The following is a 20,351-nucleotide window of genomic DNA, read 5'->3' as shown; positions in this document are numbered from 1 at the left end:
CCTCAGCCGCAGTCAGCGGCCCGCGCGCACCGGGCCCCGCCCCTCCTTCGCGCGCTCAGCCCTTGACGGCCGGAGCCTCGTCCGCCGCCAGGACCCCGCCGGGGGCGGGCGGCCCGTCCTCGTCGTCGAACGGCGGCGGCTGCGGGGCCTCGCGCGGCAGCCGCAGAGCGATCAGCGCCCCGGCCGCGACGAGCGCCGCCGTCACCCAGACCGCCGTGCGGTACGGTCCGGGATCGGCGGCCTCCGCCGTATGACCGCCGCCGATCACCGCCGCACAGGCGGCGATGCCCACCGCGCCGCCCAGCGTGCGGACGATCTGGAACAAGCCCATCGCCTGACCCATGTCGGACGGCGCGATCGACTCGAACCCGGAGATCTGCACGGTCAGCACCGCCGTGCCGAGCACCAGGCCGATCAGGAACATCAGCCCGCGCACGCTCCACGCGTTCTCCGCCACGCCGGGCACGGCGAGGGTCGCGAAGACCGCGGCGGCGACCAGCAGCGCCGGCACGGTCAGCAGCCGGGGGCCGAACCGCGGCAGCAGCCGGTCCACCACCTGCGAGGCGAGCATCAGCCCGACGGCCTCCGGGAACACGCTCAGCCCGGCGTCCAGCGCCGACGCCCCCAGGCTCGCCTGGTAGAGCAGCGGGAAGACGAACAGCACGCCCATCAGCCCGGCGGCCGTCACCCCGGCCAGCGCGGAGGCCGACCCGTACACGCGGTCGGCGAGCAGCCGCAGTCTCAGCAACGGCGTGCCCGCACGCACCTGGTGCAGGACGGCGGCCACCAACAGGACGGACCCCAGGGCCGCGCTCACGGCGACGGCCGGCCGGGCCCAGCCCTGCGAGGGGCCAAAGCCGAGCGCGTACGTCAGCAGCCCCAGTGCCGGAGTGGCCAGCCAGAAGCCCACCGTGTCGAACGCACCGTCCGGGCCCTCCACATGTTCACGCAGACCGAAGACGCCCAGCAGTACGGCGGCCGCCCCGACCGGCACGTTCACGAAGAACAGCCAGTGCCAGGAGAGGTGTTCGGTGAGGAGGCCGCCCAGTGGCGGACCGAGCGCCGGCATCAGAGCCGTCGGCACGATCAGCACCTTGGCCAGCTTCATCCGCTCGTGCGGCGGGAACGCCCGGAACAGTAGCGTCATCCCGACCGGCGTCAACAACCCGCCCGCCAGGCCCTGTACGGCCCGCGCCACCACCAGCGTCGTCAGATCGGGGGCCAGACCGCAGACGGCCGAAGCGATCGTGAACGCGGTCAGCGCGCCGAGGAACACCCGCTTCGTCCCGAACCGGTCGCCCAGCCACCCCGCCACCGGCAGCCCCACCGCGAGCGCGACCAGGAAGGCCGTCTCCACGGTGTTCGCCGCCGACAGCGGACGCCCGAAGTCGCCCGCGATCGTGTAGAGCGCCGGGTTCACGATCGTCGAGTCCAGGCCGTTCATGCACATCGCGGCCGTGTAGACGAGGACGACCGCGACCCGGGGACGTATCCGGGGCCGGATCAGCAGCCCGCTCACCGGGCGGAGACGGGGACGGGACCGGCCCAGTGCGCGGTGATCCAGTCCAGCGCGTCCTGGCGGGCGCACGGGCCGTGAGCCGTCGACCAGCCCTCCGGCACCGCGGCGAACAGCGGCCACAGGGAGTGCTGCCCCTCCGCGTTGGTGAGGACGAGGAACTCCCCGTCCGCGTCGAAGGGGTTGGCGGATGCGTCGCTCATCGGTGTCACTTCTCCAGCTCGGTCAGTCGGTCGGCCACCACGCGCGCGATGTGCGCGATCGGCTCGGGCAGGGTCATGTCCTTGTGCGAGCAGGCGACGTTCGTGTTGTCGATGCGCCCGCTCACGTACGGGGCCCAGGTGTCCGGCGTCAGGGTGTCGTCGATGGTGTCCACCGTGGCCCGGAAGAACAGCACATCGCCCCGGAACACCCGGTGGTCGTAGGCCCGTACGAGGTCGTTGGTGTTGAGGTACACCTCGCCGAGCGCCTCGATCCTCGCTGCGGACAGCGTGGCCAGCGGGGAGCCCTCGCGGCGCAGCACCTCCACGACGTTCGCCGTGTTCAGCTCCTTGTCGCCGAGGCTCTCGGGGCCGTAACCGCCCATGGTGAGCAGTGATTCGAGCGCCTCGGCCCGGTCGGGAACCGGCAGGCCGCGGAAGCCCTCGGCGGGGTACGCGTCCAGGATCGCCAGCAACTCCACCTCCTGGCCCGCTTCTTGGAGGACCGCCGCGATCGCGTGCGCGATGATGCCGCCGGTCGACCAGCCGAGCAGCCGGTAGGGACCCTCCGGCTGCACCTCGCGGATCCGGGAGGCGTAGTGCGCGGCCAGCTCCTCCAGCGTGGTCGGCAGCGGCTCGTCCGCCGTCGCCCCGCCGACACCCTGGGCCTGGAGCCCGTAGATCGGCACATCGGCCGGCAGGTGGCGGATCAAACCGGCGTAGCACCAGCTCAGACCGCCCGCCGGGTGCACACAGTGGACCGGGGCGCGGTCGCCGGGACGGGCGGGCCGCAGCGGCAGCAGCACATCGAGCGGGTCCTCCTCGCGCGAGACGTCCAGCGCCGCGTCCAGCGCGGCGGGCGTCGGGGCCTGGAACACCGTGCCGATCGACACCTCGATGCCGAACGCCGACCTGATCCGCCCGGCGAGGCGCACCGCGAGCAGCGAATGGCCGCCCAGGTCGAAGAAGTTGTCCTCCACACCGGCGGACGGCAGCCCCAGCACCTCCGCGAAGACCGCGCAGAGCTGCTCCTCGCGGACCGTGCGCGGCGCGCGTCCACCGGCGCTCACCGGAGCGCCCGGCGCGGGCAGCACCTTGCGGTCCAGCTTGCCGTTGCCGGTCAGCGGCAGCCGCTCCAGCACCACCACCGCCGCGGGCACCATGTGCACCGGCAGCGTGGCGGCTGCGTGCTCGCGCAGGGCCACCGGGGCCGGGTCGGCGCCGGGCGCGGGGACGACGTAGCCGACCAGCCGCTTGTCGCCGGGCATGTCCTCGCGGACCACGACCGCCACATCCGCTACCTCCGGATGCGCGGCCAACACCGCCTCGATCTCGCCGAGTTCGATCCGGAATCCGCGGATCTTGACCTGTTGGTCGCCCCGGCCGAAGTACTCCAGCGTGCCGTCCACGCGCCGCCGGGCAAGGTCGCCCGACCGGTACATCCGCCTGCCGCTCTCCCCGAAGAGACGCGCGAACGGGTCGGCGACGAAGCGCCCCGCCGTCAGGTCCGGGCGGCCCAGATAGCCGAGCGCCACCCCCTCACCGGCGACGTACATCTCGCCGGTCACACCCGGCGGCACTGGTTGCAGCCGGTCGTCCAGCACATAGACGCGCAGGTCGGGAATGTTCACGCCGATGGTGCTGGAGATCGCGGAGGCGGCCGTCGCCCGGTCCAGCGCCAGATACGAGACATGGACCGTCGTCTCGGTGATGCCGTACATGTTGACCAGCGTCGGCGCGTTCTCCGGGTGGCGCGTGTACCAGTCCGCGAGCCGCCCCAGCTCCAGCGCCTCGCCGCCGAACACCACGTACCGCAACGCCAGATCGTGTCCCGGAGCCTCCCGGTCGGCGGCGGCCAGCTGGTAGAAGGCGGACGGCGTCTGGTTGAGGACGGTCACCCGCTCGTCCGCCAGCAGCCGCAGGAACGCGTGCGGGTCACGGCTGGTCGCGTACGGCACGACGACGACCCGGCCGCCGTACAGCAGCGCGCCCCACAGCTCCCACACCGAGAAGTCGAACGCGTAGGAGTGGAACAGCGTCCACACGTCGTCCGGCCCGAACGAGAACCAGTGCTCGGTCGCCGTCAGCAACCGGGTCACGTTGTGCTGGGTGACCACGACCCCCTTCGGGCGGCCGGTGGACCCCGAGGTGTAGATGACGTACGCCGGGTCCCCGGGGCTCAGCGGCCGGGTGCGGTCCGCCTGGCCGAGGGGCCCGTCCGGGAGACCGGCGGCCTCGTCGACCGTGATCAGCGGCAGGCCGTGCGCGGGCAGCAGCCCGGCCGTCGAGGCGTCGGTGATCAGCGCCGCCGGACGGGCGTCGTCCAGCATGTACGCGAGCCGGTCCGCCGGGTAGTCCGGGTCCATCGGCAGATACGCGGCCCCCGCCAGCGACACCGCGAGCAGCCCGGCCACCAGGTCCGTGGAGCGCGGCAGCGCGAGCGCCACGATCGAACCGGGACCGATCCCCCGGCCGGCCAGCAGCCGTGCCAGGGCCCGGGCCCGGGAGGACAGTTCGGCGTACGTCAGCGACGCCTTCCCGCAGCTCACCGCCGTTCGGTCCGGGTGGCGGCGCGCCGCCACCTCGTAGACCTCCGCGAGCGTGAGCGGCACCGGCCGGTCGTGGTCGACGCCGTTGGCCTCGACCACGGCACGGTGGACCTCGGCCTCGCCGAGGACCGGCAGCAGGCCGACCGGGGTCCCGGGCCGCTCGGCCGCCGCGGTGAGGAGCCGGGACAGCCGGTCCGCGAGGGCCTGGGCGGTCGACCGGTCGAAGAGGTCGGTGCGGAACTCCAGAAAGCCCCCGATCCCGCCGCCGGGAAGTTCGCCCGCGTTCAGGGTCAGGTCGAACTTCGCGGTGCCGGACGGGACGGCGGTCAGCCGCGCGGTGGTGTCGGGGCCGAGGGAGACGGGCCCGTCCGCGAGGGACTGCCAGGCCAGCATGGTTTGGAACAGCGGATGCCGGGCCAGTGAACGCGGCGGGTTCAGCGCCTCGACGAGGTGGTCGAAGGGCAGCGCGTCGTGCTCGTACGCGGCGAGCGTGGCCGCCCGCACCCGGTCCAGCAGATCACCGAAGGCGGGGTCGCCGGAGGTGTCGGTGCGCAGCACGACGGTGTTGGTGAAGAAGCCGACCAGCCCGGCCGTGGCATCGTCATCGCGGCCCGCCACGGGGGTGCCGATGGGGATGTCCGTGCCACAGCCGTGCCGGGTCAGCAGGGCCGCGAGTCCGGCCTGCACGGTCATGAACACGGTCGCCCCGTGCGCCCGTGCGAGCCGGCGCAGCGCCTCGTGCGCGGTGGCGTCCAGGGCGAACGGCACGGTGTCGCCCGCCGAGGTGGCCACGGGCGGCCGGGGCCGGTCGGCGGGCAGCTCCAGCTGGTCCGGCAGCCCGGCGAGCGTGTCGCGCCAGTGCGCGAGCTGGGCCTCGGCGAGCGGGGTCGGCTCGGAGGGGGTGCCGAGGAGCCGCTGGAGCCGGGCCGCGTGGTCCACGTACTGGCCGCTCAGCGGGGTGAAGTCCGGTGCGCGGCCCTCGGTGCGGGCGGTGTAGGCGGTGGCCAGGTCCTGCGCGAGGGGAGTGGTGGAGGCCCCGTCGCCCGCTATGTGGTGCAGCAGGAGAAGCAGGGTGTGGTGGTCGGGCGACTCGCTGAACAGGACCGTGCGCAGCGGGGGTTCGGTGGCGAGGTCGAAGCAGTGGCGCACGGCCTCGGTGAGATCGCTGCCCGGCTCCGCCAGGTGCAGCACCGGGCGGGCGGCCGGGTCGTCGGGGGCGAGGATCCGCTGGTGGGGGAGGTCGTCCGAGGCGCCCGCGCCCTCGCCGTGGGCGGTGCCGTCGGGGGCGTTGTCAGTGGGCGGGTATACCGTCCGTAGTGTCTCGTGACGCTCCGCCAGGTCGTACAGGGCGAGCTGGAGCGCGTCGCGGTCGACCGGGCCGTTGATGTTCAGGACGAGCGGGATGTTGTAGGTGGGGCTGGGGCCTTCGAGGCGGTGGAGGAACCACAGCCGCTGCTGGGCCGGGGACAGGGGGAGGGGACCGGTGCGCGGTACGGGGGAGAGCGGGACGGACGCGATGGCCGAGCCGCCGCGGGTGCGGACCAGTGCCGCCAGGGCGGCGGGCGTGGTGTGGCGGAAGACGTCGGCGATGCCCATCGGCACGCCGAAGTGTTCCCGGATCCGGGCGGCCAGCCGGGCCGCGAGCAGGGAATGCCCGCCGACGTCGAGGAAGCCCGCGTCGGCGGCCGGGGGTTCGGCGATACCGAGCACGTCGGCGAAGAGCCCGCGCACGATCTCGGTGTGCGGCCCGCCGGCGGCGCTGTCCGGGCCGACTCCGGCGATGGAGAGCGGTTCGGGGTCGGGCAGGGCGCGGTGGTCGAGCTTGTCGTTGGCGGTACGGGGCAGCGCCTCCAGGAGCGTCACGGTCGCCGGGACCATGTGCTCGGGCAGGGCGGCGGCCAGGTGGTCGCGGAGTTCGGCGGGGGTGGGCGGCGCGGTGTCGGCGGGCCGGGCGGCGCCCTCGGACCGCACCGGAAGGACGTTCCCCTCCTTCACCGGGACCGCGTAGGCCAGCAGCCGCTTGCCGTGACCGGTGTCGCGAGCGATGACCGCGGCCGCCGCGACCCGCGGGTGGGCGGCCAGCAGGGCCTGGATCTCGCCCAGTTCGATCCGGAAGCCCCGGATCTTGACCTGGTCGTCGCTGCGCCCGAGGAACTCCAGGGTGTGGTCCTCGCGGCGGCGCACCAGGTCCCCGGTGCGGTACATCCGGCCCCCGGGAGCGCCGTTCGGCGCGCCGAACGGGTCCGCGACGAACCGCTCGGCCGTCAGGTCGGGGCGGCCCGGATAGCCCAGGGCCAGGCAGGCCCCCGCGACGTACAGCTCACCCGTCACACCGGCGGGCACGGGACGGAGGGAGGAGTCCAGGACGTAGACGCGTGAGCCGCGCACGGGGCGTCCGTCGGGCCGGGCGGCCGAGGCCCCGGGCACCCAGTAGTAGGCGTCGACCGTGGTCTCGGTCGGCCCGTAGAGGTTGACCGGGTGCACGGCTGTGGCCTCGGTCAGCCGCTCCCACAGGGGCGCGGGTACGGCCTCCCCGCCGACCACCAGATGGGCCGGGTGGTGGCGCCCCTCGTCCAGCAGGCCCTCGGCGATGAGCGCTTCGGCGTAGGAGGGGGTGACGTCGAGATAGTCGACCAGGTGGGTGCCGACGTAGGCGGTGAGCGCCGCGGGGTCCCGGTAGGCGGCGTCGTCCAGCAGGTGCAGCTCGTGCCCGTGGACCATCCACAGCAGCGGATCCCAGGACGCGTCGAAGGCGAACGAGGCGCTGTGCGCGACCCGGAGGCGTTCCCGGCCCGTCCGGGCGACGGCCGGGGCGATGTGGTCCGTGCCGTGCCCGGCGCAGAGGTTGGCGAGCGAGGCGTGACCGACCAGGACGCCCTTGGGGCGGCCCGTGGAACCGGAGGTGTGGATGAGGTAGGCGGGGTCCGCGAGCGACGGCCCGGTGGGCAGCGGTCCGTCGGGGCAGGAGGCGAGGGCGTCGGCCGTGGCGGGAGCGTCGAGCGCGACGTCGGGCAACCCGTGGCCGGGCAGCGAGGCCAGCGTCGCGGCCGTGCCGATCACGCACAGCGGCCGCGCGTCCTCCAGGACGGCCAGGGTCCGGGCGGCTGGGTGGCCGAGGTCCAGCGGCTGGCAGACCAGGCCCGCCTTGAGGACGGCCAGCAGCGCGACGACCATGTCGGCGGTCCGGGGCAGCGCCAGCGCCACCGTGCCGCGGCTGCCTTCGCGCGCGGCGGGAGCGCCGACGCCGGCCAGCAGGTGGGCCAGTCGGTCGGAGGCGGCGTCCAGCTCGGCGAAGGTGAGCCGGGCCCCGGGCTCGGCGGCGGCCGCATCCGTGCCCGCAGGTGTGTCCGTATCGGACGTCGCCCCCCGGAAGGTGCCCGCCACCGTGGAGCGCACGGCGACGGCGTCCGGTGTCCGGGCCGCCCGCGTGGTGAACGACCGGGGAAGGGTGAGCGGGGTGGCGGGCTCGGAGCGGCCGTACGTCACGGCCTCGCGCACCTGGTCGCCGGTGAGCAGGTCCAGGGTGCCGATCGGGCGTTCCGGGTCGGTCAGCAGCAGTTCGGTCAGGCCGTCCAGATAGTGCAGCCAGGTGTCCTCGTGGGCGGCGAGGTCCTCCGGTCCGTACGCCGCGGGGTCGGCGTCCAGGGTGAGCCGCAGGCCGCCGCCCGGGTTGGGGGCCGCGCCGACCGCGAGGCCTTCCACCGGTCCGGCGGCGAGATTGCGCACGGTGCCCGTGGCCCCGCCGAAGTCCAGCTCGCCGTCGAACGGCCTGACGTTGACCATCGGGCCGGTCAGCGGGACGTCGGCCGACTCCAGGGCCAGGTCGCGGCGCAGGTCGGCCTGCGGATAGCGCTGGTGGCGGCGGACCTCGCGGATCTCCAGCACCACGCGGCGCAGCAGTTCGGCTCCGGTGTCGCCCGGGCGCACGCCGATCCGCAGCGGCAGCACGTTCACGGTCATGGCCGGGGTCCGCAGCGCCGAGGGCCCCCGCCGGTTGGTCAACGGCAGGCCCAGCACGACGTCCTCGGCGCCGGTGAGCCGGTGCAGATGACCGGCGGTCGCGGCCACCACCAGCTCGGCCCAGGTCGCCTTCGCCACGCGCGCCGCCCCGGACAGCCGCTGAAGGGTCTCGGCGGGGAGGTCGGTGGTCCGATGGAGCGGGCCGTCACCCGGTGTGTCCGAGGGGGTGGGGGAGCGGTGGGGTGCGGTGACGGAGGAGCCCGCCGTGCGCGCGGCCCAGAAGGCCCGGTCCGCCGCGTACTCCTCCCCGGCCAGATAGGCGGCCTCCTGCTCGGTCAGCTCGCTCAGCGGCGCGAACCGGCCCTCGGGCAGCGGCTGTCCGGCCACCAGAGCCCGGTAGAGCTCGGCGACGCGCTGCCCGATGAGGGACAGCGCGTAGGCGTCGACGGCTATGTGGTGCACGCGCTGGTACCACCGGTGGCGCCCCTCGCCGACCCGGATCAGGGCCTGCGTCATCAGCGCGCCGTCGGCGGCGAGGTCCACCGGCCGGGCCAGGTCCTCCCGCATCCACGCCTCGGCCCGGTCCTCCGTCAACTCCAGTCGGTGCACCACGGGTCGGGCGGCGGGTGCGATCCGCTGCACCGGTACGCCGTCGGCCTCGGACACGCGCAGGGCCAGGGTCTCCGCCTCACCCACCGTCCGTCCCAGCGCCTCCACGAACAGGTCCGCGTCCAGCGGCCCGTCGATCTCCACACAGTCCGCCGTGTTCAGCTCGGTGCCGCGAGGGGCCAGCCGGTGCGCGTAGTAGATGCCCGACTGGGCGGTCAGGAGGGGGAGTCCGGGGGAGGGCGCGCCGCCGGAGTGCGCTGCCGAAGAGCTGGTCGGGCGGTTCGGACGCTCATGCATGTGTGTGACGACTCCCCTGAAGGACAACGGACACCGGGCCAACGGGCTCTCGGCGCACACTTAGGTAAGGCTAAGTTAACCTATTTCCGACAGTGCAGGCGACCGCCCCGCGGCGGTCCGGAACGCAAGGAGAGCCCATGACCGTCCCCGCAGCCCCACGCCCCGAGACGCGCCCCGGGACACGGGCCGACGAGACGGCCGAGGAGCGGATCCGTGCTCTCAGGACCGCCGTGCGGGAGACGGTCGGCGGCAGCGCCCCGGCCCTGCTCGACCTGAGCCGGCGTCTGCACGCCGAACCCGAGACCGCGTTCGAGGAGCACAAGGCCGCCGTGCTCTGCCATGAACTCCTCGCCGCGCACGGCTTCGAGGTCACCGCACCCGCCCACGGTCTGGACACGGCGTTCCGCGCCACGATCGGCTCCGGTCCCGTCACCGTGGCCATCGCCTGCGAGTACGACGCCCTGCCGGGGCTGGGACACGCCTGCGGGCACAACCTCATCGCCGCGGCCGGGGTCGGCGCGGCCCTCGGCCTCGCTCCGTACGCGGACGAACTCGGCCTGACCGTCCGGGTCATCGGCACTCCCGCCGAGGAGCGGGGCGCGGGCAAGGCGCTGCTGCTGGAGGCCGGCGCGTTCGACGGGGTCGACGCCGCGATGATGGTGCACCCCTGCCCCTTCGAGATGGCCGACTTCCGCTCCTTCGCGCTCGGCACCCTCGACGTCGTCTACACCGGCCGCGCCGCACACCCCAGCCTCAATCCGCACGAGGGCCGCAACGCCGCCGACGCGTTGACCGTCGCCCAGGTCGCCCTGGGCCTCCTGCGCCAGCAACTGCCCCCGCAGTGGCGGGTGCACGGCATCACCACCGCGGCCGGAACCGCGCCCAACGCGATACCCGACCGGGCCACCGCCACGTACGAGATACGGGCGCTGGCCGCCGAGGACCTGCGCGAACTGCGGCAGCGGGTCGAGGACTGCTTCCGTGCCGGGGCGCTCGCCACCGGCTGCGAAGTGACCCTGGAGCGGCCCGAGCCCGACTATCTCGACTTCCGGGGCGACCCGGAGCTGATCCGGCTCTGGACCGCCAACGCCCGCGAGCTGGGCCGCGCCGAACCGGTCGAGCGCCCGCCGTTCGCCTGCACCGACATGGGCAACGTCTCGCACGTGGTGCCGTCCATCCACCCGGTGCTCGACATCAGCGGGGGAGTCTGCGGCCCGCACGAGGCGGCGTTCGCCGAGGCGGCGGTCTCCCCGGCGGCCGAACAGGCCCTGCTCGACGGGGCGGTGGGCATGGCATGGACCGCCGCCGACTTCGCGGCCTCCAGGGTCGCGGGCCGGCCGTCCGCCTGACGAGGCGGGCCGGGGCCCCGGCAGGCGTGCGGCCCGGACCGGCAGTTCCCGGTCCGGGCCGCACGGCGTGGAAGTCACCCGGAGGTCACTTGGCCGAGAGCGCCTTGACGTAGTCGTCGAGGACGACGTCCGCCGCGAGCGGGCCACCCCGGGTGGACCACACCGAGCCGTCGACGGTCACCGCGTGGCCGTCTCTGACGGCGCCCAACTCCTTGTAGGCAGGCTTGGACTGGACGTCCTTCAGCGCCTTCGCGCCGTCCGAGGTGAGCGTCGACAGGAACAGCCAGTCGCCGTCGATCTCGTTGATCTTCTCCAGGCTCAGCGACGGCGTGTGCGCGTTGCCGTCCTTGTTCTGGGACGCGGGCCGCTTCAGCCCCATCTCCAGGGCGACGCCGCTGGCGAACTGCTTGCTCTCCATCCAGCTCGGCCCGTCCGGGTTCCAGCGGACGATCGAGACCTCGGCGCCCTTGTTCGCCCCGAGCTTGTCCCCGGCGGCCTTGGCGGCGGTCTCGTGGCCGGTGATGAACTTGTTGGCGTCGTCCAGCTTGTTGACGGCGTTGCCGACACCCCGGAAGAACAGTTTCCAGTCGTCGGTCGGCGCCATCGTCACGAGCGTGGCCGGGGTGATCTCCCGCAGCTGCTTGAGCACCTGTTCGTCCTGCATGTCACCGGCGAGGATCAGGTCGGGCTTGGCGGCGACGACCTTGTCCATGACCGGCTGGAGCAGGTTGCCCACGACGTCGATGCCCTCGACCTTGTCGGCGAGGTAGGCCGGCGGCTTGTCGAGGCCCTGCCCATTGGTGATGCCGACCGGCTTGATGTCCAACGCCAGCACCGCGTCCAGGTCTTCCTGGGTCAGGGTGACGATGCGCTTCGGCTCCGCCGGTATCTCCACCGCCTTGCCGGTGGCGTCCTTGACCGTGCGGGTCGCGGAGGAAGCGGTGTCCGCCTTGCCGGCCTTGTCCCCGGAGGACGTGCCCGAGTCGGAGTCCGTTCCACAGGCCGTCAGGAGCAGGGCGGCGGCGCCGAGCGTGGCGACGGCGCGCGCCGCTCTTCGGGCGGCGGTGCGGGTGGGGCGGTGGTGCAGGATCATCAAGGGCTCCGGGTTCAACGGGACATGAAGCGGTGACGGCCGCACGGTCACGTGGATGCGGCCGTCGGCTCGTGAGCGAGCTAAGGTTAGCCTTACTTTATCGGCATCGGGCAAGGTGATGCCCCTGTCCTTCGGAAAGGCCGGTCCTCGTGGACATCCGTGTCGAACAGCTCATCGCTGGATACGCCGGTCATACCGCCGTGGACCAGGTCGACCTGACGGTTCCCTCCGGGCAGGTCGTGGCGATCGTCGGCCCCAACGGCTGTGGCAAATCGACCCTCCTGCGCTCCATGGCCCGCCTTCACCAGCCCCGCTCCGGCCGGGTGTTCGTCGGCGACGCCGACGTCTGGCAGCTGCGCCAGCGCGACGCCGCCCACCGCATCGCCCTGCTTCCCCAGGCACCGCAGGCACCGGAGGCGGTCACCGTCGCCGGACTCGTACGGTACGGACGCCACCCGCACCAGGGGCTGTTCCGCCAGTGGTCGCAGGAGGACGAGAGCGCGGTCGCGCGTGCCCTGGAGGCCACCGGTACGGCCGCCCTGGCCGGCCGGCGGCTCGACCAGCTCTCCGGCGGCCAGCGTCAGCGCTGCTGGCTCGCCATGTCCCTCGCCCAGGAGACGCCCGTCGTCCTGCTCGACGAGCCCACCAGCGCCCTCGACATCGGCCACGCCGTGGAGGTCCTGGACCTGGTCCGCGAAGTCGCCGCGCAGGGCCGCACCATCGTCATGGTGCTCCACGACCTCGCCGCCGCCGCACGGTACGCCGACACCCTGGTCGCCATGCGCGACGGGCGGATCGTCGCCTCGGGGCCGCCCCGCGAGACCGTGGACACCGCACTGGTCCAGGAGCTGTACGGCATCGAGGCGGAAATCCTCACCGCGACCTCCGACGGGGCGCCCGTCGTCGTACCGGCGGTCCGCGTGCCGGCGGTCGGCGTCTGAGCCGGCCTAATCGCTTGTCGCTTCCGCCGGGGCGAGGACCTTGGGGGCGGACGGCTTCTCGGGGGCGGTCGGCGTGCGGTAGGCGCGCAGGGGCGCGTTGGTCGCGTACACGGCGGCGATCGCCAGGACGGCGGACAGCCCTCCGGAGATCAGCGAGAAGGAGGCCGAGGTGGCCGACGCCACCAGGCCGCCGCGGAAGTTGCCGAGTTCGGGGCCCGCGACGCCGATGACGTGCTCCACCGAGGAGACCCGCCCCCGACAGGCGTCCGGGGTCTCAAGCTGGATCAGCGCACTGCGGGTGACGACGGAAACGGTGTCGGCGGCGCCCGCCACCGCCAGACAGCCGAGCGCCAGCCACAAAGGCCCCGCCAGGCCGAAACAGGCCAGTGCCAGACCCCAGATCCCTGCCGCGTACAGCTGCACGAGACCGGCGCGGCGCCGGCGCGTCACCGTGCCGGAGAGCAGGCCGGCCGTGATTCCTCCGACCGCGACGGCGGAGAGGAACAGGCCGAGGGTCCGCGGGTCTCCGCCGAAGCGGATCTCGTTGACCAGGGGAAAGAGCGCGATGGGCATGGCCAGCAGTGTCGCGGACAGGTCGGTGGCCATCGAGCCCCACAGCGTCGGGCGGCGCAGCACGATCAGCCAGCCGCCACGCTCCGTCCGAGGCCCGCCGCCTGCCGCGCCGGTGCCTTCGGGGCGCATGGCGGGCAGGCGGACCACCGCGAACAGTGCGACCGTCACGGCCACGGCCTGGGCCGCGTACGCGGCGGGGAAGCCCCAGCCGGCGATGATCAGCCCCGCCAGCGCGGGACCGGCCAGCATCGCCGTCTGGAAGGAGACGTTGGTCAGCGCGAGCCCGGCCGCCACCTGGTCGCCCGGCAGGAGCCGGACCGGGAAGGTGCGCCGGGCGGGTGCTCCGAGAGCGCCGCAACTCGTTCCCACGGCAACCAGGGCGAGCAGCAGCAGTACGCTGCGGTTGTCCGCCAGGGCCTGGGCGCACAGCCCCGCCGCGGCCAGTACCTGTCCCGCGGTGGTGGCCCGTACCACCGTACGGCGGTCGTAGGCGTCGGCCAGGGACCCGCCGAGCAGGCCGAACAGCACCATCGGCAGACCGGTGGCGAGCCCGATGGCACCCGTTCCCACCGGGCTGCCGGTCAACTCCCAGACCTGGGCCAGCACCGCCACGTTGGCTGTCTGGCCGCCGAGTTGGGAGGCGGAGGTGCCGATCCACAGGTCGCGGAACGGCTGATTGCCCCGGAGTGGGCGGATGTCGAGGAACGGGCCGCCGACACGCCGTTTCATCGGGGTGGCTCGGTCAGGTGGTGGAGAATCCGCTGCCGCATCGACCTGCGCTCCAGGGCCCGCCGCACCTCCTCGACGACGGCGGTCATCGCGTAAGGGATCTCGCTGTCCAGCTCGGCGACCGTGCTGTGGGTGGCGCGCCACTCCGCCTCCAGGAACGGCACCAGCGATCGGCCGCGGTCGGTGAGGTCGACGCGCCGGGTGCGGGCGTCGGGCCCGGGCTCGGAGGTGACGAGCCCCGCGTTGCGCATGGCGGCGACGGTCTGGCTGATCGCGGAGTGCGAGCGCCCCAGGGACTCCGCGAGCTCGCGGATGGTCAGCGGTCCGGTGTGTGCGAGCCGGATCAACGGATAGGTGAAGCGGGGCCGTACGCCCTCGATGCCCCGCTCGATGTAGACCTGCTCGATCTCGGCGTCCATAGCTGCCAGAAGTTCGTGGAGGGAGTGCCAGGGGTCGGGGCGCGCGGTGGGATCGGAATGTGTCACAGCGCTAATATAACAGCGCTGCGACAATGTTCGTGCCCTCCTGTCCACCGGCCGGTAGCGACCGCGGGCCGGGTCGCTAGGGTCGGGGGTATGACGACATCACCGGCCGGCAGCGCCTTCGACTCGCTCCGCTCCGACGCGGTTTCGGACCAGGAGGCGTTGCGCCGGGCGTACGCGCTCCCCAGCGACGCGGCCATACGCAAGCAGATGACCGAACTCACCGATCAGGCCCGGCGGTTGATCGGCTGCTCGTCACTGGTCCTGATCTCCAGCGCGGATGGAGAGGGAAACTGCGACGTCTCCCCGCGCGGCGGCCCCACCGGATTCGTCAGCGTCCTGGACTCCCGGACGGTGGCGATTCCGGACGCGACCGGCAACAAGCGCCTGGACACCCTGCAGAACGTCATCGCCACCGGACGGGCCGGGCTGCTGTTCCTCATCCCGGGGCGGACGACGACGCTCAGGGTGAACGGCCGGGCCTGCGTCTCCACCCGCCCGGAGCTCCTGTCCCAGCTGACCGCCGTGGGAAAACCGCCGGTCAGCGCGCTGGTGGTGGGCATCGAGGAGGTCTACCCGCACTGCCCCAAGTCGCTGATGCGCAGCGGGGCCTGGAAACCGGAACAGTGGCTGCCGGCGGACGCCCAGCCGACCTCGGCCGAGGTGACGCTGGCCCAACTGCGGATGCCGCAGCTGACGATCGCCGACATCGAGCAGAACGAGGCGGAGTCGCTGAAGTACCGGTACGAGTAGGAGACCGGCCGGCCGCAGCGGTGCCGGGCCCCTCGCCCGCCGGCATCCGAAACGCCGAGGGCCCCCTGGCGTCCGCCACAGGGCCCTCGGCGCGCACCCGCCCCGGCGGGCGACGGCGACGCCCTCAGCCGGACTCCTCCGCGCCGCCCTCGCGGCGCGCTCCGGCCTCACGGAACTCGCCCCCGCGGAACACCGCGAGGATCTCCTCGGCGGCCAGCGTCGCCGTCAACGTGCCCTCCCGGACTCGCTGTTCGAGCTCCGGCGTGAGCTTCCGCACCGCCGGGTGGCTGTGCAGACTGTCCAGCAACTCGTCGCGGACCATCGTCCACGCCCAGTCCACCTGCTGGTCGCGGCGCTTGGCCGCCAGCCGGCCGGTCGACTCCAGAAGCGTCCGGTGCTGCTCCAGCCGCTCCCACAGGGTGTCGAGACCGCTCGACTCGCGCGCGCTGCACGTGAGCACCGGGGGCGTCCAGGCCGCGTCCGCCGGATGCATCAGCCGTAGCGCGCCCGCCAGTTCGCGCGCGGCCGAGCGGGCGTCACGCTCGTGCGGGCCGTCGGCCTTGTTGACCGCGATGGCGTCCGCCAGCTCCAGGACGCCCTTTTTGATGCCCTGCAACTGGTCGCCGGTACGGGCCAGCGTCAGCAGCAGGAAGGTGTCGACCATGTTGGCCACCGCCGTCTCCGACTGCCCGACGCCCACCGTCTCCACCAGCACCACGTCGTAACCCGCCGCCTCCATCACCACGATGGACTCCCGGGTCGCCTTGGCCACCCCGCCCAGCGTGCCCGCCGTGGGGGAGGGGCGGACGAAGGCGGCCGGGTCCACCGCGAGGCGTTCCATCCGGGTCTTGTCGCCCAGGATGGAGCCGCCCGTACGGCTGGAGGACGGGTCGACCGCCAGCACCGCCACCCGGTGCCCGAGCCCCGTGAGCATCGTGCCGAGCGCGTCGATGAACGTGGACTTGCCCACGCCCGGCACCCCACTGATCCCGATCCGCCGGGCCGCCCCCGCGTGCGGCAGCAGCCGGCTCAGCAACTGCTGGGCCAGCACCCGGTGTTCGGCGCGCGTCGACTCGACGAGCGTGATCGCGCGCGCCACGAACGCCCGCTTCCCGTCGAGCACTCCCCGCACATAACCGTCGATGTCGATCTTCACAGCCATCCGGTCAGCGGCTCACAGCTCGTGGCCGAGCGCGGCGCCGAGCCGCGTCACCAGGTCGTGGGCCGCGTCCGGGATCACCGTCCCCGGCGGGAAGACCGAGGCGGCGCCCGCCTCGTGCAGCACATCGATGTCCTGCGGCGGAATCACCCCGCCCACCACGATCATGATGTCCTCACGCCCCTCGGCGGCCAGCTCCTCGCGCAGCGCGGGCACGAGCGTGAGGTGTCCGGCCGCCAGCGAGGAGACGCCCACGATGTGCACGTCGGCCTCGACGGCCTGCCGCGCCACCTCACCGGGCGTCTGGAACAGCGGGCCGACGTCCACGTCGAAGCCCAGGTCGGCGAAGGCCGTGGCGATCACCTTCTGGCCCCGGTCGTGCCCGTCCTGCCCCATCTTGGCGACGAGGATGCGCGGACGGCGGCCCTCCGCCTCCTCGAAGGCCTCGACCAGTGCGCGGGTGCGGTCCACCGAAGGGGACTCTCCTGCCTCTTTGCGGTACACACCGGAGATCGTACGGATCTGCCCGGCGTGCCGCCCGTACACCTTCTCCAGCGCGTCCGAGATCTCCCCGACCGTGGCCATCGCCCGCGCCGCGTCGACGGCGAGCGCCAGCAGGTTGCCCTCCAGGCCAGGGCCCGGGTCACGCTCGGCGGCGGCCGTCAGCGCGCGCAGCGCCTCCTGGCACGCCACCTCGTCGCGCTCCTCGCGCAGCCGGCGCAGCTTCTCGATCTGCTGGGTGCGCACCGAGGAGTTGTCGACCTTGAGGACGTCGATCTTCTCGTCGGTCTCCACCCGGTACTTGTTCACCCCGATCACCGGCTGTCGCCCGGAGTCGATCCGCGCCTGCGTGCGCGCGGCGGCCTCCTCCACCCGGAGCTTGGGGATGCCCGCGTCGATGGCCTTCGCCATGCCGCCGGCCGCCTCGACCTCCTCGATGTGCTGCCAGGCCCGGTCCGCCAGGTCCCGCGTCAGCTTCTCCACGTACGCGCTGCCGCCCCACGGGTCGATGACCCGGCAGGTGCCGGACTCCTGCTGGAGCAGGAGCTGCGTGTTACGGGCGATGCGGGCGGAGAAGTCGGTGGGCAGCGCCAACGCCTCGTCCAGCGCGTTGGTGTGCAGCGACTGGGTGTGCCCCTGCGTCGCGGCCATCGCCTCCACGCACGTACGCGTCACGTTGTTGAACACGTCCTGTGCGGTCAGCGACCAGCCGGATGTCTGCGAATGGGTGCGCAGGGAGAGGGACTTGGGGTTCTTCGGGTCGAACTCCCGCACCAGACGCGCCCACAGGAGCCGGGCCGCCCGCAACTTCGCGACCTCCATGAAGAAGTTCATGCCGATCGCCCAGAAGAACGAGAGTCGCGGTGCGAACGCGTCGACGTCCAGCCCGGCCTCACGTCCGGCGCGCAGATACTCCACCCCGTCGGCCAGCGTGTACGCCAGCTCCAGGTCGGCCGTGGCGCCGGCCTCCTGGATGTGGTAGCCGGAGATCGAGATGGAGTTGTAGCGCGGCATCTTCCTCGAGGTGAACGCGAAGATGTCGGAGATGATCCGCATCGAGGGCGACGGCGGGTAGATGTAGGTGTTGCGGACCATGAACTCCTTCAGAATGTCGTTCTGAATGGTTCCGGCCAGCTTCTCGGGCGGTACGCCCTGTTCCTCGGCGGCCACGATGTACAGCGCCAGCACGGGGAGCACCGCGCCGTTCATCGTCATCGACACCGACATCCGGTCCAGCGGAATGCCGTCGAACAACTGGCGCATGTCGTAGATCGAGTCGATCGCCACCCCCGCCATGCCGACGTCGCCGGTGACCCGCGGGTGGTCGCTGTCGTAGCCCCGGTGGGTGGGCAGGTCGAAGGCGACCGACAGACCCTTCTGGCCGGCCGCGAGGTTGCGCCGGTAGAAGGCGTTGGACTCCTCGGCCGTGGAGAAACCGGCGTACTGACGGATCGTCCAGGGCTGGTTGACGTACATCGTCGGGTAGGGCCCACGCAGATACGGGGCGATCCCCGGATACGAGTGCAGCGCGTCCAGGCCCTCCAGATCCTCACCGGTGTAGAGCGGCTTGACCGTGATGCCCTCGGGCGTCTCCCAGAGCGGGGCCTCGGAGCCGTCGGCGGCCTTCGTCACGGCCGCCTGCCACTCCTCGGCGGAACCGGCGGGCGGCGCGGCCGCCGTGAGCGGCACGTCGGAGAAGTCGGGAACGGAGGATTTCTGATCCGTGGGCGATGTCGGCATCACGCCACTCCCATGCGGTCGAGTACGGAGGTGAGAACGGCGACCGCGTCGCAGCCGGCGAAGACATAGGCGTCGACATCGGCATATTCGCCGGGGCGTCCCGCGAGGAACACCCGCGCCGCTCCTGCCGACTTCAGCACACCGGCCACCTGCTCCGCCTGCTCGGCGTAGAGCGCGTCCGACGAGCACAGAACGGCGACCGTCGCCCCGGAGGCGGTCAGCGCGCCGGCGGCGGTGTCCGCTTCCACCGACACCGGATCGTGGACCGCCTCGATCCCGCCCGCCCCGAAGAGGTTGACGGCGAAGGAGACCCGCGCGGTGTGCGCGGCGGCCGGACCGAGCGCGGCGACGAACACCTTCGGGCGGCTCCCGGTCGCCGCGAGGTGTGCGTCGGAGCGGGCGCGCAGCGCCTCGAACGCCTCGTCGCGCCGGACCCGGGGCAACCCGCCCGGAGCATCCGCGTACGCGTCGGGCGCGGGCTCGCGCTCCACCGGGCGCTCGCCCGGCTGCGGGAACTCGCTCACCCCGGTGATCGGCTCCTTGCGACGGGCCAGCTTCGCACTGCGCGCGGCCCAGGTGGCGGCGAGCCGCTCCGCGACCATCCCGGAGCGCAGGGCGGCGGGCAGACCGCCCGCCCGCTCGGTCTCCTGGAAGAACGCCCAGGCGGCCGAGGCGAGTTCGTCGGTCAGTCGCTCCACGTACCAGGAGCCGCCCGCCGGGTCGATGACCCGTGCCAGGTGCGACTCCTCCATGAGGATCGTCGAGGTGTTACGGGCGATCCGCCGCGCGAACGCGTCGGGCAGGCCCAGTGCGTGATCGAACGGCAGCACGGTCACCGAGTCCGCGCCGCCCACCCCCGCGCCCAGCGTGGCCAACGTGGTGCGCAGCATGTTCACCCACGGGTCGCGGCGCGTCATCATCACCGGCGAGCTGACGGCGTGCTGCCGCTGGGATCCGGCGGCGGGGGCTCCGGAGGCCTCGGCGACCCGCGCCCACAGCCGGCGTGCCGCGCGCAGCTTGGCGATGGTCAGGAACTGGTCGGCGGTGGCCGCGTAGCGGAACTCCAGCTGCCCGCAGGCCGCTTCCACGCTCATCCCGGCACCGGTCAGGGCCCGCAGATACGCGACGCCGGCGGCCAGGGAGAGCCCCAGCTCCTCGCCGGCCGAACCGCCGGCCTCGTGGTAGGGGAGCGCGTCCACGGCGATGGCCCGGATTCCCGGGTGCTCCGCGTCGCACACCCGCGCCCAGCGCACGGCGGCGGTGAGGTCCGCCTCGACGCCCGTCCGGGCCTCGTGGCCGAGCGGGTCGGCCCCCAGCGTGCCGCGTGCCTCGCTCTTCGCGACGCCGCGTTCCTCGTACAGCCGCAGCAGCTCCGTCGCCGCGGCGTCCAGGTCGGCCGGGGCGTCGAGGGCGATGGGCGCGAGGTCGAGGTACACGCCTTCCAGCGCCCGGGCGAGCCCGTCGACGGGGACGCCCACCGGGCCTCCCACGGTGAGCCAGAGGGAGGTGACGCCGTTCTCCAGATCGCCGAGCACGGCCTCGTTGAGCCGGACGGGGTCGGTCAGGGTGTGGCGTTGGCGCACATCCCACCCGCCTGCCGCGTTCCCCTCGGCCCTGCTGCCCCGGGTGAACGGGGCGAAGCCGGGAAAGCCGGTGTCCGGCGTCTCGTCTTGCGCGGTGTAGAGGGGGCGGGTGATGAGCCCGTCCTCCAGTGTGGTGGACAGCGCTTCCTCGGCGGCCGAGCCCGAGACTTCCTTGCCCGACTTGCGCAGTACGCCCTCTACGAGGGTCTGCCACTGGTCGTGGGAAGGGTCGGGGAACGCGGCGGTGGGAGAGAGCCCGTCAGCAGGCTGGACCGTCATGGTCAGATGCTAGGGCAGTGCGCCGAACCAGCAGCAGG

General features: G+C 73.1%; 12 protein-coding genes. 3 read left to right on the top strand and 9 right to left on the bottom strand.

What is annotated here, in order from left to right:
* Window positions 1-55: 55 nt before the first annotated feature.
* Genes ACIQRW_RS13755 through ACIQRW_RS13745 form a run of 3 tightly spaced genes read right to left on the bottom strand, consistent with a single transcriptional unit; the run spans window position 56 to window position 9,131 of the window.
* Window positions 56-1,519, bottom strand: coding sequence for a DHA2 family efflux MFS transporter permease subunit (locus ACIQRW_RS13755; RefSeq protein WP_403758766.1), 1,464 nt, complete (start codon window positions 1,517-1,519; stop codon window positions 56-58).
* Window positions 1,516-1,719, bottom strand: coding sequence for an MbtH family protein (locus ACIQRW_RS13750; protein WP_397924714.1), 204 nt, complete (start codon window positions 1,717-1,719; stop codon window positions 1,516-1,518). The genes ACIQRW_RS13755 and ACIQRW_RS13750 overlap by 4 nt, the downstream gene beginning before the upstream one ends.
* A gap of 5 nt (window positions 1,720-1,724) precedes the next feature.
* Entirely contained in the window at window positions 1,725-9,131 is a 7,407-nt protein-coding gene (locus ACIQRW_RS13745) for an amino acid adenylation domain-containing protein (RefSeq protein ID WP_403758763.1), read from the bottom strand.
* 137 nt (window positions 9,132-9,268) lie between these two features.
* On the opposite strand from ACIQRW_RS13745, the gene ACIQRW_RS13740 reads away from it, so the two are divergent.
* On the top strand, window positions 9,269-10,480 hold the full coding sequence (locus ACIQRW_RS13740; protein WP_403758760.1) for a M20 family metallopeptidase: 1,212 nt from the start codon (window positions 9,269-9,271) through the stop codon (window positions 10,478-10,480).
* A gap of 85 nt (window positions 10,481-10,565) precedes the next feature.
* On the opposite strand, the gene ACIQRW_RS13735 is transcribed toward ACIQRW_RS13740, so the two are convergent.
* The gene (locus ACIQRW_RS13735) at window positions 10,566-11,573 is read right to left on the bottom strand and encodes an ABC transporter substrate-binding protein (RefSeq protein ID WP_403758757.1); all 1,008 of its coding nucleotides are present in this window, start codon (window positions 11,571-11,573) and stop codon (window positions 10,566-10,568) included.
* Window positions 11,574-11,722: 149 nt separating this feature from the next.
* Here ACIQRW_RS13735 and ACIQRW_RS13730 point away from each other — a divergent pair, with 149 nt between their 5' ends.
* Complete coding sequence (locus tag ACIQRW_RS13730; protein ID WP_403758754.1) at window positions 11,723-12,514, top strand: ABC transporter ATP-binding protein; 792 nt, start codon at window positions 11,723-11,725, stop codon at window positions 12,512-12,514.
* Between the two features lie 6 nt (window positions 12,515-12,520).
* Here the strand turns inward: ACIQRW_RS13730 and ACIQRW_RS13725 are convergent, their stop codons facing one another.
* Together ACIQRW_RS13725 and ACIQRW_RS13720 are read right to left on the bottom strand one after the other, a co-directional pair.
* On the bottom strand, window positions 12,521-13,816 hold the full coding sequence (locus ACIQRW_RS13725) for an MFS transporter (RefSeq protein ID WP_403758752.1): 1,296 nt from the start codon (window positions 13,814-13,816) through the stop codon (window positions 12,521-12,523).
* Entirely contained in the window at window positions 13,813-14,301 is a 489-nt protein-coding gene (locus tag ACIQRW_RS13720) for a MarR family winged helix-turn-helix transcriptional regulator (protein WP_403758749.1), read from the bottom strand. Before ACIQRW_RS13720 ends, ACIQRW_RS13725 begins: the two co-directional genes overlap by 4 nt.
* A 90-nt stretch (window positions 14,302-14,391) precedes the next feature.
* Here ACIQRW_RS13720 and ACIQRW_RS13715 point away from each other — a divergent pair, with 90 nt between their 5' ends.
* Complete coding sequence (locus ACIQRW_RS13715) at window positions 14,392-15,051, top strand: MSMEG_1061 family FMN-dependent PPOX-type flavoprotein (RefSeq protein WP_403758746.1); 660 nt, start codon at window positions 14,392-14,394, stop codon at window positions 15,049-15,051.
* A 124-nt stretch (window positions 15,052-15,175) separates the two neighbouring features.
* Here the strand turns inward: ACIQRW_RS13715 and meaB are convergent, their stop codons facing one another.
* The 3 genes from meaB to ACIQRW_RS13700 are packed head-to-tail and all read right to left on the bottom strand — an operon-like array spanning window position 15,176 to window position 20,313.
* Window positions 15,176-16,213: a methylmalonyl Co-A mutase-associated GTPase MeaB gene (gene meaB, locus ACIQRW_RS13710; RefSeq protein WP_403758744.1), complete on the bottom strand. Its 1,038-nt coding sequence runs from the start codon at window positions 16,211-16,213 to the stop codon at window positions 15,176-15,178.
* 12 nt (window positions 16,214-16,225) lie between these two features.
* Window positions 16,226-18,451 (bottom strand): methylmalonyl-CoA mutase, encoded by a 2,226-nt coding sequence (scpA, locus tag ACIQRW_RS13705; protein WP_403758741.1) that lies wholly within the window; start codon window positions 18,449-18,451, stop codon window positions 16,226-16,228.
* A complete protein-coding gene (locus tag ACIQRW_RS13700) occupies window positions 18,451-20,313 on the bottom strand; it encodes a methylmalonyl-CoA mutase family protein (protein ID WP_403758739.1) in 1,863 nt (620 codons plus the stop codon). The genes scpA and ACIQRW_RS13700 overlap by 1 nt, the downstream gene beginning before the upstream one ends.
* Window positions 20,314-20,351: the final 38 nt, after the last annotated feature.

This window comes from Streptomyces sp. NPDC091287, from assembly GCF_044768525.1.
Lineage (GTDB): Bacteria > Actinomycetota > Actinomycetes > Streptomycetales > Streptomycetaceae > Streptomyces.
This window is presented reverse-complemented; position numbering and strand designations above follow the sequence as displayed.